We start from the raw sequence: 17,867 nt of genomic DNA, 5'->3' as shown, positions 1-17,867 counted from the left end.
AAAAATATTGAGTTGGAGCATAAAAAAATCATTAATTTGTTGAAAAGTCGTGGTTTTTCTTATAATGTAATCAGTCGCATTTATAATGAATATAATAGTGATGCTTTTTAAGGACAGATTCCATTAATTGTGATTTGACATTTATTTTTTATAGAGATAAAATAATAAAGTTAGCATTTTTCAATAACTTTATTATTATTAATTATTTTTGTACATTATTTTTGTTTTTTTTATATTTATAATAAAAAATATAATTTATTTACTGAATTATTATTATGTATATAAGAAATACTTAAGGACCTTTTAAATTGAATAGGGGGTGAAAGCCATTAATACATCTATTTTTTCTATTGCAACTATTTTGTTAGGCATATTAATTGGTTTTCTGTTAACAAATTTTTTTGCAAAAACCAAATTATCATCATCAGAAAAAACTTGCAATCAAATAATTGAAAATGCAAAAAAGGAAGCAGAATCAATTAAAAAAGAAGCACAGCTTCAAGCAAAAGAAGAATCTTATCAGATTATAAGAAAAAGTGAAAATGAATGCCAACAAAAAAGAAATAAATTAGAAAACATCAATGAACAGCTTATTAAAAAAAGCAATAACCTTGTACAAAAATTGGAGCTTATAGAAAAAAAACAAAAAGATATTGTTTTTAAAGAGCAAGAAGTTGATAATAAAGCACAAGAAATTAATAAAATTTACCAAAAACAAAGGGATGAATTAGCAAGGATTTCGAAATTAGATATTGAAGAGGCAAAGCAGGATCTCCTGGGTAAGCTTGAAAAAGAACTAGACCATGAAGCTGGTAAGCTAATTAAATCTATCGAGGAGCAAGCAAAAGAAGAAGGAGAGAAAAAAGCCCGTAATATAATTGCTTTAAGCATTCAACGATATTCTTCTGATTACACTGTAGAATCAACAATTTCAGTAGTATCTCTTCCTAATGAAGACATGAAGGGAAGAATTATTGGAAGAGAAGGTAGGAATATTAGAACTTTTGAAAGAATAGCAGGGGTAGATTTAATTGTAGATGATACCCCGGAGGCAGTTATTATATCTGGATTTGATCCTGTTAGAAGGGAAATTGCCAGGATAGCCCTGGAGAAACTTATAACTGATGGTAGAATACAACCAGCAAGGATAGAAGAAGTTATTGAAAACTCTAAAAAAATTGTAGAAAGTAGCATTAAAGAAGAAGGAGAAAAGGCTGTATTTGACACAAACGTTAGAAATGTTAACCCTAAATTAATTAATATATTGGGCAAATTAAAGTATAGAACCAGTTATGGCCAAAATGTACTGCAACATTCAAAAGAAGTTGCTTATTTTTCCGGAATTATGGCCGACGAATTAGGTTTGAATGCCAACTTTTGTAAAAGAGCAGGACTGTTGCATGATATAGGTAAAGCAGCTGATATGGAAATAGAAGGTCCTCATGCCCTGATTGGTGCTGATATTGCCCGTAAAAATGGAGAATCTCCAAACATTATCAATGCAATAGCATCTCATCATGAAGACGAAAAACCAGAAACAGTTGAAGCAATACTGGTTCAAGCTGCAGATGCAATATCGGCTTCAAGGCCTGGCGCAAGAAGAGAAATGCTTGAAACATATATCAAGAGACTTAGTCAATTAGAAGAAATTGCCAACTCATTTGAAGGAGTTGAAAAATGTTATGCGATTCAAGCCGGACGGGAAATCAGAATTATTGTAAACCCTGAAGAAATTGATGATTATTTATCTGCAAAATTATCAAGGGATATTTCTAAAAAAATTGAAAAAAACATTGATTATCCCGGACAAGTTAAAGTAAATGTTATCAGGGAAACACGTTCTGTTGAATATGCGAAATAAAATAAATTTAGTAATTTTATTATAATAAAATCAAAAGAGAAGGGGTTGTTTAAATATATCTCCTTCTCTTTCTCTTTTATTTTTTACTTTTTACACTATTTAAGTTAATAATAAACTGTCTATTGTTACTTTAACTCTAAATAATATAATAAATCAAAGGAAATAACACAATATATTATGTTCAAATATTATATTAAAACATTTGGCTGTCAAATGAATGTAAACGATTCAGAAATAATTGCCGGGCAGATGGAACAAATGAATTTCACAATGACTTCCGAAATGAATGAAGCCGATATTATTATTTTTAACACTTGTTGCGTCAGAAAAAAAGTTGAACATAAAATCTATAGTATGGCTGGCAAAGTAAGCCAGATAAAAGAGAAAAAACCAGGTGTTATATTTGGTATCTGTGGATGTTTAGCACAAAAGGAGGCTGAAAATATTCAAATAAAAGTGCCTTCAGTAGACTTGATATTTGGTCCATCACAGTCTTCTTCATTTGCAGATATTTTTAGACTATATTATTCAAATAAGAATAAAATTATATATTGTGACAATCGTAAGCCTTTTCGGTTAAACAATATCAGTATAAAATATACTAACAATATCTCAGCTTTTGTACAAATAATGAAAGGTTGCAACAATTTTTGTTCTTATTGTATAGTTCCTTATACCCGTGGTCCCGAAGAAAGCCGTCCTATTGGGGAAATATTGTCTGAAGTTAATCATTTAGCAAGGAATGGTTATAAAGAAATATTTTTATTAGGACAAAATGTTAATTCTTATGGTAATGATATCCCTAATCATTGTGATTTTTTAACTTTATTATCAGAAATAAATAGAATTAATGATATAAAAAGAATTAGGTTTACTACTTCTCATCCCAAAGATTTTAACATTAACCTGATAAAGACTATAAAAAATGGCAAAAATATTTGTGAGCATATTCATCTTCCTATGCAATCTGGCTCTGATAATATACTAAGTAGAATGAATAGAAAATATAGCATGAAAGAATACAATAATATAATAAAGCAAATCAGAAAAATCATACCTAACGCAAGCATTACTACAGATGTAATGGTTGGATTCCCCGGAGAAACAAATGAGGATTTTGAAAATACTATTAGGGCTTTTGAAAAAATCAAATTTGATTCTGCTTATACCTTTATCTATTCAAATAGAGAAAAAACACTTTCATCTTTTTTTTCTAATCAAATTGATCTTCAAACCAAAAAGAAACGTTTATGGAAATTAATAGAAATTCAGAAAAATATTTCAATCAACATTAATAAGCAATTGATAGGGGAAATTTTAGAGATATTAGTAGATAGTAAATCCAGAAAGGGAATAGAATATCAGTATTGTGGAAAAACAAGAACAAATAAGATAGTTATTTTCTCAGTAAATAATAATAATTTTCTTGATAATGATAAAAATAATATAATTGGGAAATTGGCATATTGCAAAATAAAACATGCAGATGCTTATACATTATATGGAGAGCTCGTTGATCTTAAAAAATAATAAAATCATAATTATTACAGGGCCAACTGGTGTTGGTAAAACATCAATATCAGTTAATATCGCACAATATATGCCTGAAATTGAAATAATTTCAGCTGATTCAATGCAAATATACAATAATTTAAATATCGGCACAGATAAGCCAAATCACGATATTTTGAGCAAATACGTTCATCATTGTATAGACCTCGTTGAGCCAACAGAAATTTTTAATGTTATGCGTTATTCTCATTATGCTATGCAATGCATAAAAAATATTTATAAGAATAATAAAAAGCCATTAATAGTAGGTGGATCAGGTCTTTATATCAAATCAATTATAGACCCTATTTTTGAAGGCCCTGGTAGTAATGCCATAATTCGTAGTAAATTAACATTATTAGCAAGAAATAAAGGTAATGAATATTTATATAATGAATTAAGAAAAAAAGATGCAGAATATGCAAAAAAAATAAGTATAAATGATACAAAAAGAATAATCAGGGCATTAGAAGTATTTTACTTAACCGGTAAAACACTATCAGATTTTCATAAAAAGAACATTTTAGATCCACAAAAATCAAAATATAATTTTTATATTATATGTATTTATATGAATAGAAAAAAACTCTACACAAAAATAAATCAACGTGTAGATAGAATGATAGATGAAGGGCTTATTGAGGAAACGAGAGCACTAATTGATAAATATGGAGATGAAAAAATAAATGCAATCCAAGCTTTAGGTTATAGACAAGCTATAAAATATATTCGTGGATATATAACAAAAGATGAAGCCATACAAATGATAAAAAAAGAAACACGTAATTTTGCAAAAAGACAGTTAAGCTGGTTTAAAAACCAAATGCCGGTTAACCTTTGGATGAATCTGGATGAATTTAAGAACATAGAAGAGAGTGTAGATAATATTATAAAAATAATGAAAGATAATGGGTATTAATTATATTTATATATATCAAAAGGTTCGATAATATATCTTATGTAAAGTAATAATGTTAAATAATATATTCGAAAGTTATATTTTTGCTACAACCCTGCACGGCAAACCGGTCATATTAGTATAATTTAATGGGAATGTATATGCTAAAAATATTTTACTTTTATTCCCATTGAGTATTTTATATAAATTACAAAGGTTTTCAACAATAAAAATTCCTCTGTCTGAACAATATTGATCCTTTGGAGTATGATCATTTCCACGTTTAATTCCTGCAAAATCTATTCCAATAATTGATATTTCTTTTTTAATTAATTCTTCAATAAGTTCATCAGATAGCTGTGGGTGTTCAGTAAAATATTTTCTACCACCATATTTTTCATTTTCCATAAAACCTGTATAAAAAGCGACAAACATATTTGTTTCTATCTTATTTAATATAATATCTTCTGTACTAATCTCCTTATTTTTATCAACAGTACTAACATCAAAAACAATTGCATCTCTTTCCAGATACTCTAAAGGAAACTCTTTATTCATTACATCAAAATGTGTGCCTAAATGCCCGGGTAATGCTTTTTTATCGTTTTCATGTGCATCTAAAATCATTTTAGGTGTTATTTTTAAAGTTAAATCAATTAACATTCCAAACCTCTTATTTTTTATTGTAAATGATTCTAATTACCATTATTTCTATTCGAATTACAAATAATTTCATTTCAATTTTTTAATATTATTACATAGTATGCATTGTAAATAATTATAAAATAATATTATTGTTTGAAATAATCATTATTATAATTTTATATTATATGTTTTTATCATTTATTGTGGTATATAGCTGCTATTAAATATAAATAATTATATGTTATTGTCATTATATAATATTATATTGACTTAGCAGGTTATGTGTAACACAGCTACTTTTTTTCTTGTTTTTTCTTTATTATACAAAATACAAGCCTGCTTAGTTTTTTCAATAATTATATTATGAACTCCCCTCTCTATTAAATCTTCTATCATGTTATTATCTACTCGCATCAGACCAAACATTCCCGTTCCAATTATTAATACATCTGGTTTACGTTCGATTATGCTATAAATATCATTGAAACTTAAATAATGTCTTTTCCCCCGATGCCAATCACTTTGAACATTGTTCGGTGAAATAATTATATCCGAGAAATAGATATATCCATTAACAGTAATTTTACCAAAAATATAACTATTTATAATATTCATTTTATAATATTCATTTATTTTTCTTCATTAATTTAAAATAGTCTATCGGAATATTATTGAAGCATATCCGACAACTTGTTCATTCATTCCGTAAACATCACCTGAGGTTGCATATTTTAATAATTCTCCTTTTTCTATTCCATTTTTTTTACATATTTCCATGACTATGGCAATTGGTCCATAACCACATATAGATGCACTATTCGTTTTTATATTTTCATAAAATGCATCACTATCCATATTTATTATCTTCTCAATAGCACTAATGTCTTTCCGTTTTGCATTACTCTGAGATTCATAGTGAGTGAAGTCTGAGCTAGCAATAAAAAGGCAATCTGTATTTTCTATACTCCCAAATATTGTATCTGCCAAATATTTCATTAAACTTAATTTTTGGTTTGTGATGCATATTGGTATTATTTTGAATGTATTGTTTGGATAAATAAACTGTAGAAAGGGTAACTGAACTTCAATTGAATGCTCAAAAACATGTGCCTGTATATCCTCTTTTATAATATTTTTTTTGTCATTAGCAAGTATTTTTTTTACAGTTTTTTCATCTATCTCGATAGAGCCTAGGGGTGTATTCCAATAGCCAGCAGGCATAATTGATATTTCTTCACCCAGGCCTCGATGATTAGGACCAATTATTATTATGGTTTGGGGTATTTTTTCAAAAGATAAATAATAATAATTATGTGCGGCAATAGGTCCTGAAAAAATAAAACCTGCATGTGGAGAGACAATCCCTTTTATTTTACTCTTATTTTGATATATTTTCTTAGATTCTGGTAATTTTTGGGGACCGATTTCATGTAAAAAACAATATTTTAGTTGATTTAACAAGGAAGCCTTATCAGAATCATAAAATGAACCTGCAACAGTAGCCTTTCTGATGCTTTCCATATTAATAAACCTCCCTTTATTTATTGACTATTACTTAAAATCTATTTCTACCCCGGTAATGCCTGCCACCTTTTTTCTTTTTACTTGCTATTCTTGGTATTATAAATATTGCCACTATGGTAATTAGAATAATTATGAAAATAATTCTAAAAAATATGGAATTATATATATACTTTAAATAAGTTAAATAATATTTTGCTTTTATATTTGGATAATTGGGTTGTTCGTTTATTACAAGTTTATAATGTCCTAATGCTTCTTTATAATTAGAATCCTTAGCTAATTCGGATGCTAATTCATAGTGCGCATCAACAGCTTTTAAAATAATACTTTGATCCTGGGGTAAAAATTCTAAGATTGTATTATATTCATTTATTGCTTTCTCGTATTGGCCATTCTCGAAATATGCAAAGGCAATTGCTTTTCTTGATTCATAATCTTTTGGATCTTCATTTAAAACAATTTGAAATGATTGAATTGCTTTATCCCATTCTTCTTTTTCAATATTTTCAATGCCTGCTTTTTTATTTATAATAATTCTTGAAATACAAAATTTAACAATTCTATTATTTCCTGCGTCAGCAACATAAATATAGCCTCTTTGGTCTACGGCGATTCCCTCTGGGTATAATAATAAAGAATAATTATCCCCCTGATTCCCAAATTCTGTAATAAAATCATAATCACTATTGTACTGTACTACTTTGCCGTTTCTATAGTCAGTGATATAGATATTGCCTTTTTCATCAATATCAACATATCTTGTACCGTCAAACTCTCCAGGCCCGTTACCAGCAGTACCTATGCGTTCAATGAATTCTCCTGTTTCGGTAAATACCTGCACTTGATGGTGAAAAGTATCTGCAACATATATATTGTTATCATTATCAAGAGCTATACCTCTGGGATAATAAAATTCTCCATCACCCAGACCTTCTCTCCCAAAAATATACAATAATTCAAATTCATTTGAGAATACCTGTACTCTGTTATTTCCAGTATCTACAACATATATATTATCATTTTCATCAAGCACCACACCTCTTGGATTATCAAATTGTCCAGGACCACTCCCGAATTCTCCAAAAATCTGAATAGACCTTCCATCATTTGATATTTTATGTAAGCAATTATTGTGTTGCTCTACAATGATAATATTGTTATTTCGGTCCAATGCAATACCTACTGGACCATCTATTTGATAGCCACTATTTTCATCTGGTATCATCCGTATATATTCACCATCACTATTAAAAATCTGTATTCTATCATTTTCCCAATCAGTAACATATAAATTATCACTTTTATCTAAAGCAATACAAACCGGGTAGTTAAATTCGTTTCTATTCTCCCCATATACACCAAAAGTCATTTCAATTACATAATCACTATTTATAGCAAATACATTATTAGTGATGCCAATCAGTAACAAAAAGATAGTAATCATAAAATAACAATATTTAAAAAATCTATTAGTTTTAAGTTTATTAATCATTGTTTACCTCACATCTTTTATCTATTACTAATTACTGTATGATAATATTTATTTACTATATTCCTTCCAATAAATGCTTTATATTATGTTTAATAACTAACAATGAATTATTTTGATAATTATCATCTTTATTTTTGTTTGAATCTAAATAAATTGGATCGCCAAAACTAACCGTAATTTTTTTTCTTCCCCAAAAGGAAGGAAATTTTGCTTTAGGCGGGTAAATATCATTCGTACCTGCAATGCCAACAGGTATAATGGGTGAAGAAGTTTTTAATGCAATTTTTATCATTCCTTTATTAAAATCTAATAATTCTCCATTTAATGATCGTGTACCTTCAGGAAAAATACCCAAAACATTTCCATTTTTTAGAATTGAATAGGTTTTTTTTATTGTAACCGGGCTGACATTTTTTCTGTCGACAGGAATTGCTCCAAGTCCTTTAACAATCAATCCTAAAAAGGGATTGTCAAAAACTTCTTTTTTTGCTAAAAAATATATTTGTCTTTTAAATGCTATAGCTAAAGCAATCGGGTCTAAATAACTAACATGATTAGCAGCTAATATCAAAGGCCCATTATGATGAAAATCGTTTCCACCCCTTATTTCAATAGGCCAAAATAGTAAGCTTAATATATATCCTATAAATCGCGCTATTTTATAAAACATTCCTATATTATCCCAATGAAAAACAAATTATTGCTATAATTAAATTTGTTTTTTGTTATTTTATACCTTATTAATATTAAATAATGGTGTGCCCGAGAGGACTTGAACCTCCAATCTACGGCTCCGGAGGCCGTCGCTTTATCCGATTAAGCCACGGGCACCTTACATATTTTATATATAATATCACTATTTTACATAATTTTTCTATAATATCTAAAATAAAAGATATAATACTTTATTGTTAAACTAAAATTGCTGGAATCCTTTCGTTAAGATATTTAAAAAACTATTAACAAACTTAAAAAAATCATTTAATTATATCTTATGAAAGAAATTATTCGTATTGGGTAGACAAAAATATTGACTTTTATGATTTTCCTGTTGATATATTAACTGGTTAATAAGTAAGGAAGTAATTATTCACCACGTATCATTTCTTTTATACGCATTAATGCAGAATTGTTTGATCTTGCCATTTCATCTAGTTTCATCGTTATAAATTTTATTGTCTCTTCAAGATTTGGTATCATAACATATTCTAATGCATTAACTCTCCTTCTTGTTTTCTCTATTTCTTCTGTTAGTAGCACAATTGTCTTGTCTAATTCGGCCATTCTCACCATTAGCGGAATAACGTTTTTATATTTTTTAATTGCACTATCTAAACTTGGAAATTTATTTGCCATCCCATATGTATACAATTCCCCTTCCTCAATAATTTTATAATTTGGAACTTGAACACTCATCATATTTTTGTAGGTTGTTTTAACTCTTGTACTTCTTTTGGGAAATAACAAGATTGCATCCAAATCATTATTACCAAAAGAAAAACTGGCAGTTAAAAAGCTTTCCATACAATTTTTCATCTCTTTTTCAAAGTCTTCTCTCGTTTTTTTATTTTCATAAACTAATTGAATGAATTTTTGTATAAGAGCATCCCTTTTGTCTTTTAATAATTTATAACCTCTTTTTGCAAGCAATAGTCTTTTTTTTAGTCTCAACAGTTCCATCCTATTGGGGTTTACTGCTAATTTCATAAATTTTAAACTCCTAAGTTAAAATGATTATATATTAAAATAATTATAACAATATTGATATTGATTATATCTTATTATTTATTATCTTCTTTGTCGTTATCATTTTTATTATTACTAATATTTCCTTCTTCGTCATTAGAAAAATGCGGTAGGTATTTTTTGATATACTCATCCTTTATACGCTTTAGTTCATTTACTGGTAATGTCTCTAATGCTTCCCAGCCTATACTTAAACTTTTTTCTATATCTCTGTTTTCATCTTCTCCCTGTTGTATAAATATTTCTTCAAACTTATCAGAAAATTTTACATACTTTTTGTCTTCTTCTGTTAACGCTGCTTCCCCTAATATTGTAGCAAGTTCTTTGGATTCTTTACCTCTTGCGTAAGAGGCAAAAAGCTGGTTCATTACATTAGAATGGTCTTCCCTGGTTTTACCTTCGCCTATCCCCTTGTCTTTTAACCTGGAAAGAGAAGGCAAAACATTTATTGGGGGATATATTCCCTTTAAATGCAATTCACGTGCAAGAATAATCTGCCCCTCAGTTATATATCCAGTTAAGTCAGGAATTGGATGGGTTTTGTCATCTTCTGGCATGCTTAAAATGGGAACCATGGTAATAGAGCCTTTCTTTTCTTTTATACGACCCGCTCTCTCATACATTGTTGCCAGATCCGTATAGAGGTAACCAGGATATCCTCTTCTTCCTGGAATTTCTTTTCGTGCAGCTGATACTTCCCTTAAAGCTTCACAGTAGTTTGTCATATCTGTTAATATTACTAATACATGCATATCGTTTTCAAATGCTAAATACTCTGCAGTAGTTAAAGCCATTTTTGGAGTAATTATTCTTTCAATTGCAGGGTCGTTTGCTAAATTAATGAACATTACGCTTTTTTCGATAGCTCCAGTCCTTTTAAAGTCACTAATGAAAAAATTTGCCTCTTCAAAGGTAATACCCATTGCAGCGAAGACAACTGAGAATGATTCCTCTTTTCCTAACACCTTAGCTTGTCGGGCTATTTGTGATGCAACTTTTGAATGGGGAAGTCCTGAACCGGAAAAGATAGGTAACTTTTGACCTCTTACTAAAGTATTTAACACATCAATAGAAGATATTCCAGTCTGGATAAAATCATTAGGATAATCCCTGGCAAATGGATTTAGTGGGCTTCCGTTAACATCTAAACGTTTATCAGGAATTATTTTTGGTCCTTTATCAATGGGTCTTCCAGAGCCATCAAATATTCTTCCAAGCATATCCATGGATACTGGTATTTCAATAACTCTTCCTAAAAAACGTACTTTCGATCTGGATACATCAATACCGGTTGTTCCCTCAAACATCTGTACAATTGCCCTATCTTCAGAAACCTCTAATACTTGTCCTCTTCTTTTTTCACCATCTGATAACTCAATTTCTACTAATTCATCATATTTAACATCTGTTATTTTATTAACAATTATTAGCGGTCCATTTACCTCTGTAATTGTTGTATATTCTTTTATCATTTTTAATCATCCTTTCCTGCTATATTGGATGTGAGAGAATTAATTTGACTTTTAATTTCATCCTTTATCCTGGAAAATTCTTCTAAATTGTCTTCAGATATAAATTTTGATCGTACAATTTTGTTTTTTACTGATAGTTGGTTAAGTTGGTCATTACTAATATCTCCAATTTTAATTGCTTTTTTGGCTTCTTCATTAAAAAATATAATCAAATCCAACATCAGATACTGTTTTTTAATTGATGTATAGGTATCAACATCATCAAATGCATTTTGATGTAAAAAATCTTCTCTTATTGAACGTGCAGTATCTAATGTAAGTCTTTCTGCCTTCGATAATGCATCTATACCAACTAATCTCACAGTTTCTTCTAATTCAGATTCTTCTTGTAGAAGCGTCATTGCCATAGTCCTTATTTTAACAAAATGTTCACTTATTTCTTCCTTAAAATAAGTACTAAGCTGGTCAAGATATAATGAATAACTTTTTAACCAATCAATTGCCGGAAAATGCCTTTTATAAGCAAGTTTGTCCTGCAAACTCCAGTAAACCTGAACAGTACGTAATGTATTTTGTGTTACAGGCTCGGATAAATCTCCTCCCGGTGGAGAAACTGCTCCTATGATGCTTATAGTGGCCTCCAAATCTTTACTAGAAAGGCACTTTACTTTACCTGATCTTTCATAAAAACTTGCAATTCTTGTACCTAAATATGCTGGATACCCCTCTTCACCTGGCATTTCTTCTAACCTGCCGGAAATTTCTCTCATTGCTTCAGCCCATCGTGATGTTGAATCAGCCATTAACGCAACATTATAGCCCATATCCCTATAGTATTCAGCTATAGTTATGCCAGTATATACAGATGCTTCTCTAGCTGCAACAGGCATATTAGATGTGTTGGCGATTAAGACAGTTCTTTCCATTAAAGGTTTACCTGAATTTGGATCAATTAGTTCTGGAAATTCCTGTAAAACATCTGTCATTTCATTACCTCTTTCACCACATCCAATAAAAACAATAATTTCAGCATTACACCATTTTGATAGTTGATGTTGAACCACGGTTTTTCCGCTACCAAAAGGTCCCGGGATACAAGCAGTACCGCCTTTTGCAATTGGGAAAAAAGTATCTATAACTCTTTGACCAGTAATTAATGGTTCTGTTGGGGGCATTTTTTCCTTATAAGGTCTCATTTTTCTTACTGGCCATTTTTGTAGCATTTGAACTTCATGTATTTTACCAGTTTCATCTTTAATTTTGGCAATGGTTTCTGTTATCTTAAAATTTCCCTCAGAAATATTTTCTATTTTTCCTTCTATGCCAATTGGGACCAAAACGTGATGAGTAATAATAGATGTTTCTTTAACTGTTCCAATACAGTCCCCTGGACTTACCTTGTCCCCTTTTTTGGTAGAAGGTTTAAAATTCCATTCTTTTTCCCTATCCAGACTATCTACCTCAACACCTCTCGCTATAAATGCACCTTCTTTATTGAATATTATATCTAAAGGTCTTTGAATCCCATCATAAATTGACTTAATCAACCCAGGTCCAAGTTCAACACTTAAGGGCATTCCAGTAGTATAAACAGATTCCCCTGGTCCAATACCTGAAGTTTCTTCATAAACCTGTATAGTTGCCCTGTCTTCATTTAATTCTATTATTTCTCCAATAAGCTTATTCTCACTAACCTGTACAACATCATACATTTTAGCTCCTCTTAATCCATCTGCAATGACTACTGGCCCGGAAACTTTAACAATCTTGCCATTATTTTGTTGCATATTATCCCTCTTTTCTAAACAAGATATCTGTACCCACAGCTTTTTCAACATTTTTCCTTAAAATGTCTATACTAAGTGTAGAATCCTTCGTACGATTAGGAAGGATACAAATTGTCATTGTATATTTTTTTTGATATTCTTCAATTTTATTAATTAAACCCTGTGCAATTTCATTTGTTATAAAAACAATATCATATTTATTTTTATAACAATTTTCAAGCGCTTCAATTGCCTCTGTTGTACTATTCACTGGAAATATTTGTAAACCAACTAAACTAAACCCGATAATAACTTCTTTCTCTCCAATTAGTGCTATATTAGACATAACAATCCCTTATATTCTCTCTAATTATATTATTCTTTAATAAGTTTCTTTTGCCATTCAAGATGATTCTGATATTTTTGATATCATTTTCTTTAGCAAAATAATAAGCAAAAATACTTTCTATGCCGAATGATGTGTATTTGCCAATTTTTAATAAATTTATCAAATAATTATCAACAAGTTTTTCGAGTTCCAGCATAGAATTCTTTTCCTGCCATTCTTTAACTCCGTTTTCAATTATTTGACCATAATCAGTTTTTTGGAAATAATTTGGCCAAGAATGGATCGAATTTTCATAAATACTTATATATTTTTGAATTGATAAATTACCCTGTTTAATTAGAATAAGAGGTAATTTTGATTTTTTTATATTTCTTATCTTAGATCTACAACTAATAATAAAATTTAATAGATCGATTTCTTTTTTGAAGAAATAGTATAAAAATGGATGATTTATTTCATTTAAAAGATTGAATATTATTTCATAATATCCATGATCCAATAATATTTCTATAAGCTGCAAGTCTGAAGATTTCATATATTCATCCTCAGATTGCTTAATTATTCTTTCAACTATACTTGGCAACAATTGATATTTTTCATCAAAAATAGCTGATTCTAATATATCTACCTTAAAATTACCATATTCATATAATGTTGTTATTTCTTTTTTTCCAATAAACTTTCCCTTTAATAAAACTTTTAGATTGTGAAAATCATACTTCCAGCTGAACAATTTGTACAAGTGGGGATTTGGGGATATTTCTTTGATTAAATTAATGGTTTTTTTAATAATTCCTTTTAAATGAGTATCAATTGAAATGTAATCATAATTATTGATATTATAATTATCAACAGAGTTTTCTTCTAAAATTTTTATACTATCCTCTAAAGATCTTGTTTCAATCATCTTATCAATGATTTCTTTAGTCAACAGACTTTTTTCTAACTCTCTTACCCTGCCACATGCATAACCATATTCCTCTTGGGTGTTTGTATATTCATTAATATATTTAAGCATTCTATTCCTCATTTTCAAGAAACAGGAATTTGTTTAATTTTGTTTCAATATCTTCTTTGGTTCTCTCAAGCATAATTTCTAATGAAGCATTTTTTTTGATATCCTCTGTGCCTAAAACAACACCACCTCTAATGGAAATTGATTTTTCAGAAAGTTTCAATTTTCCCTTTTTATGGTTTGATATCAGTTTTTTATTTATGTTTTCTATAAAAGCATTATCAATTATTTTTTGATCTTTTTCTGATATATAAATTGTTTCATTTCCAAGCTCTATGTTTTCGAAAATAAGGTTCTCAATAAATTTCTTATATCTCTGGTTATCTAATTTTTGAATCCTTCTTTCTGCTTCCAAAAATATTTCTTCTAAAATTAATTGTTTTTCAGAAAGAATATCTTTATTAGCATTAAGCTTTGCTTCAGTTATAATTTTATTTTCCTTAATATCGGCTTCCTGCTTATAATCCTGTAATATGTTGTTTTTTATTTTTTCAATTTCATTTTTCGCTTCTTCTTTTATTTTCTCAACTTCATTTTTTGCTTCCTCAATTATCTTATCTTTTTCTTGAAAAGCATTTTCTAATATTTTATCTTTTATATCTTTAATAGGCATTCGTAAAACTCCTATTTTGCAATTAAAATAGACTAAATAACCACACCGTTTAATAATAATATTGAACCTAATAACGCTAGCACTGCATAAGTTTCAACCATTGCAGGCATAACTACAGCCTTCCCTGTTTCTTCCGGTCTTCTGGAAATAAGTCCAATTGAGCCAGCTGAAGTTTTACCTTGATAAATTCCTGAAAAGAATCCTGCAATTGCAATAGGAAGGCATGAAAATAATATTTGCAATCCCTGATCAACTGTTAATACAGCTGGTGTTCCACCAAAAATACCGATTCTGGTTAAAACTAAAAAGCCAACCAATAATCCATAAATACCTTGTGTTCCGGGTAATGCCTGTAATAATAAAACTAATCCAAATTTACTTGGATCTTCAGTCATAATACCTGTACCGGTTGTGCCTGCAATTCCTACACCTATTGCAGAACCGGAACCGGCTAAACCAATTGCTAACGCAGCGCCTAAATAGGCAAGAACAATTCCATCAATCATGAAACAAATCCCCCTTTTATCTATTTCTTTAAATGTTTTTTGTAAGTATGTATGTTGTAAATTAGGATACATATTTTTATTTTGTATCAATTTCTTCAACTTTAGTATATGTGGTTTTTAAACTAAATGGTTTAAAGGGAATACCTCCGGCTTGATAAAATTTTGTAAAAAATTCCACATATTGAAGTCTGGCATCATGTATAAAAGCACTTAATCCACTAATTAATAGGTTAAATACATGCCCTATAAATAAAATAATTATGGTAATTATTATTCCTATATATGGTATGTTTGCCATTGTAGCTAGCATATTAAACATAGTTGCAATAATACCCGTAGCCAGGCTTAATGCAAATAATCTTGAATAAGAAAGTACATCACTAAAATATGATGTAATATCATATAAAGATAATATACCACTTCCGATTCTCATTATTATATTTTTATTTGTTCTCCCTTGTGTTGTAATAAGAGTAAAGACACCAATAAATAAAAATAATATTGCAATAGTTCCAAAAATAGAAGGTAACATTCCTTTTATTAAAAATAGTATGATGCCAGTTAATAATAATAACCAGGATATTTGATCCATTAATCCATCAATCATTTTGCCCCTTTTAACATTATCTAAAAATTTTAATATAATTCCTGTATAGACTTGAATCACCCCTAGCGCTATGCTTAATATCAAGAGTGGTATTGGGTTTTCTGTAGGATTAAATAACGACAACTTGTCAACCATAATATTTCTTATCCAGCTAAATGCAGGTGGCAGATAATTCAAAATATCACCAAACCAACTTCCTACAAATATCCCCCCTATTGCTCCTGCAATGCCGCAATAATAAAGTAATCTGAAAAATTTTTTTGCACTATATCCCAAGCTTAGCTTATGTATAGCCAAATAACTTAGGATAGCTAAAACAACTCCATACCCAACATCTGAAAGACAAAAACCAAAAAATATAAAATAATATATTGACAGTATCGGGGTAGGATCTACTTCGAAGTAATTTGGTAAACTGTACAGCTCAGTTATTACTTCAAAAGGCTGAACTAACTTATGATTTTCTAGGGCAACTGGTACTTTGTCTTTTTTCTTGGGGTCACTAAAAATGATTTCAAAAGCAGTAAATCTATCGCTTAACCTGTGCTTTAACTTTTGAATATCCTTTTCCTGAATCCAACCTTTAATAACAAATGTATTTTCACTTTTTATCAAATATCTAGAAATCTCGTCCTTTTCTTTATTTATAGACAGATAATCATATATTTTATAAATATCCTTATTATTATTTGAAATCTCAATCAACTGTTTTTCAATGGTTACTTTTTTCTCAGAAAGCTCCTCTGATAGTTCATTAATTTTTTTTATTATTTCTGCAGGGGTTCCAGTATAAGGATGGGTGTATTTATAATTTTCAAAATGATATTTTTGCGTAATATTTAATATTTTATCGCGATTTTCCTTCAAAGTAATAATAATAATTTTTGATGTGTTTTTTCCCTCTTTAACTATCTTTACTTCACTATATTTGCTTTGCTTGATTACTTCTTCAGTAAATTTTTCTAAATTATTATTAGCTATTGATCCAATATAATACTCTATATATTTCGACTCATTCATAGAGATTAGATCTATTTCCAGCTCTTTCCATTCATTTAATTCTTCTGCTATTGCTTTTAATTTATTTTCACTTAATTTGATCTGATTTAGCTGTTTATCAAATTCCTTGCATTGTTGATGCAATAATTCATAATCAGTTTTTTTTGAAATACTAACTAAATCATCATATTTAATAATTTCCTTTTTTGTAAGTAATGATTGTAACCCCTTTGATTCTTTTACTTGATATTTAGAAAATAGATCAATACAAAATTTTACTCTATTTAAATCTGAGACAACGTTACTTTCCTTGTCTTCATCTTTTATATTTTTCCAATCATGAAAGGCTGTTTTTTTGTCTAATTCCATAATTTCAACACATTCTAACTTCTGTAACTCTTTTAATAATAATTCCCTAATTGATAAATGTGCAAAAATATGAAATTTTTTTATTTTTGATACTGCCACTTTTATTTCACCAGTTCATTTATAATCATTTCAATTGCTTTATCATATTTATTCTTTAATGATTTCCTCATTACATTTTTTTCTTCTTTACTGTTTTCGTAAATTTCATTTGCCTTTTGTTCAGCCATCTTTACTCTGTCATCAACCATAGCTTGACCCTTTTTATTCCATTCTTTGATAGTATCACCCTTGATTATTTCCAGTTGTTCTTTTTCATATGCAATCTGTTTTTGAGTTTCATTTTTTGCACCGTCGATAATTCTGTTAGCTTCATTTTCTGAATTTTTTAATTCATTAATTATTTTCTTTAACATATTTTTTAACCCCGGTAAGTTATAATTCTATATATTATTAG

Annotated in this window: 17 protein-coding genes and 1 tRNA gene; 3 read left to right on the top strand and 15 right to left on the bottom strand. The window is 29.0% G+C overall.

Going from position 1 to position 17,867, the window contains the following annotated elements; genetic code table 11:
- Window positions 1-319 precede the first annotated feature (319 nt).
- From rny to miaA, 3 genes are all read left to right on the top strand, one after another.
- Window positions 320-1,861 carry a ribonuclease Y gene (gene rny, locus PHQ99_04805; protein MDD4288887.1) on the top strand — a complete coding sequence of 514 codons (1,542 nt, stop codon included), beginning with the start codon at window positions 320-322 and terminating at the stop codon, window positions 1,859-1,861.
- Between the two features lie 177 nt (window positions 1,862-2,038).
- Window positions 2,039-3,391: a tRNA (N6-isopentenyl adenosine(37)-C2)-methylthiotransferase MiaB gene (miaB, locus tag PHQ99_04800; GenBank protein MDD4288886.1), complete on the top strand. Its 1,353-nt coding sequence runs from the start codon at window positions 2,039-2,041 to the stop codon at window positions 3,389-3,391.
- On the top strand, window positions 3,375-4,331 hold the full coding sequence (gene miaA, locus PHQ99_04795) for a tRNA (adenosine(37)-N6)-dimethylallyltransferase MiaA (protein ID MDD4288885.1): 957 nt from the start codon (window positions 3,375-3,377) through the stop codon (window positions 4,329-4,331). The genes miaB and miaA overlap by 17 nt, the downstream gene beginning before the upstream one ends.
- Before the next feature lie 75 nt (window positions 4,332-4,406).
- On the opposite strand, the gene PHQ99_04790 is transcribed toward miaA, so the two are convergent.
- The 15 genes from PHQ99_04790 to PHQ99_04720 form a co-directional block, all read right to left on the bottom strand.
- Entirely contained in the window at window positions 4,407-4,973 is a 567-nt protein-coding gene (locus PHQ99_04790) for a cyclase family protein (protein MDD4288884.1), read from the bottom strand.
- Window positions 4,974-5,225: 252 nt separating this feature from the next.
- Window positions 5,226-5,570: an MTH938/NDUFAF3 family protein gene (locus PHQ99_04785; GenBank protein ID MDD4288883.1), complete on the bottom strand. Its 345-nt coding sequence runs from the start codon at window positions 5,568-5,570 to the stop codon at window positions 5,226-5,228.
- Window positions 5,571-5,612: 42 nt separating this feature from the next.
- Window positions 5,613-6,476: an AmmeMemoRadiSam system protein B gene (gene amrB / locus PHQ99_04780; protein ID MDD4288882.1), complete on the bottom strand. Its 864-nt coding sequence runs from the start codon at window positions 6,474-6,476 to the stop codon at window positions 5,613-5,615.
- A 34-nt stretch (window positions 6,477-6,510) separates the two neighbouring features.
- The gene (locus tag PHQ99_04775) at window positions 6,511-7,971 is read right to left on the bottom strand and encodes a 6-bladed beta-propeller (protein ID MDD4288881.1); all 1,461 of its coding nucleotides are present in this window, start codon (window positions 7,969-7,971) and stop codon (window positions 6,511-6,513) included.
- A 55-nt stretch (window positions 7,972-8,026) separates the two neighbouring features.
- Window positions 8,027-8,641: a lysophospholipid acyltransferase family protein gene (locus PHQ99_04770; protein MDD4288880.1), complete on the bottom strand. Its 615-nt coding sequence runs from the start codon at window positions 8,639-8,641 to the stop codon at window positions 8,027-8,029.
- 84 nt (window positions 8,642-8,725) lie between these two features.
- Window positions 8,726-8,802, bottom strand: a tRNA-Arg gene (locus PHQ99_04765).
- A gap of 255 nt (window positions 8,803-9,057) precedes the next feature.
- Window positions 9,058-9,678 (bottom strand): V-type ATP synthase subunit D, encoded by a 621-nt coding sequence (locus tag PHQ99_04760; protein ID MDD4288879.1) that lies wholly within the window; start codon window positions 9,676-9,678, stop codon window positions 9,058-9,060.
- Window positions 9,679-9,752: 74 nt separating this feature from the next.
- On the bottom strand, window positions 9,753-11,189 hold the full coding sequence (locus PHQ99_04755; GenBank protein ID MDD4288878.1) for a V-type ATP synthase subunit B: 1,437 nt from the start codon (window positions 11,187-11,189) through the stop codon (window positions 9,753-9,755).
- A 2-nt stretch (window positions 11,190-11,191) separates the two neighbouring features.
- Entirely contained in the window at window positions 11,192-12,976 is a 1,785-nt protein-coding gene (locus PHQ99_04750) for a V-type ATP synthase subunit A (protein ID MDD4288877.1), read from the bottom strand.
- A 1-nt stretch (window position 12,977) separates the two neighbouring features.
- A complete protein-coding gene (locus tag PHQ99_04745; protein MDD4288876.1) occupies window positions 12,978-13,301 on the bottom strand; it encodes a V-type ATP synthase subunit F in 324 nt (107 codons plus the stop codon).
- The gene (locus PHQ99_04740) at window positions 13,294-14,322 is read right to left on the bottom strand and encodes a V-type ATPase subunit (protein ID MDD4288875.1); all 1,029 of its coding nucleotides are present in this window, start codon (window positions 14,320-14,322) and stop codon (window positions 13,294-13,296) included. The genes PHQ99_04745 and PHQ99_04740 overlap by 8 nt, the downstream gene beginning before the upstream one ends.
- Before the next feature lies 1 nt (window position 14,323).
- The gene (locus PHQ99_04735; GenBank protein ID MDD4288874.1) at window positions 14,324-14,932 is read right to left on the bottom strand and encodes a V-type ATP synthase subunit E; all 609 of its coding nucleotides are present in this window, start codon (window positions 14,930-14,932) and stop codon (window positions 14,324-14,326) included.
- A 32-nt stretch (window positions 14,933-14,964) separates the two neighbouring features.
- Window positions 14,965-15,438, bottom strand: coding sequence for a V-type ATP synthase subunit K (locus PHQ99_04730; GenBank protein MDD4288873.1), 474 nt, complete (start codon window positions 15,436-15,438; stop codon window positions 14,965-14,967).
- 76 nt (window positions 15,439-15,514) lie between these two features.
- Window positions 15,515-17,512: a V-type ATP synthase subunit I gene (locus PHQ99_04725; protein ID MDD4288872.1), complete on the bottom strand. Its 1,998-nt coding sequence runs from the start codon at window positions 17,510-17,512 to the stop codon at window positions 15,515-15,517.
- Window positions 17,513-17,514: 2 nt separating this feature from the next.
- Window positions 17,515-17,826, bottom strand: coding sequence for a hypothetical protein (locus PHQ99_04720; protein MDD4288871.1), 312 nt, complete (start codon window positions 17,824-17,826; stop codon window positions 17,515-17,517).
- Window positions 17,827-17,867: the final 41 nt, after the last annotated feature.

This window comes from Atribacterota bacterium, from assembly GCA_028703475.1.
Classification (GTDB): domain Bacteria; phylum Atribacterota; class Phoenicimicrobiia; order Phoenicimicrobiales; family Stramentimicrobiaceae; genus JAQVMU01.
The sequence above is the reverse complement of the archived record's forward strand: the minus strand, read 5'-3'. Positions and strand labels throughout refer to the sequence as shown.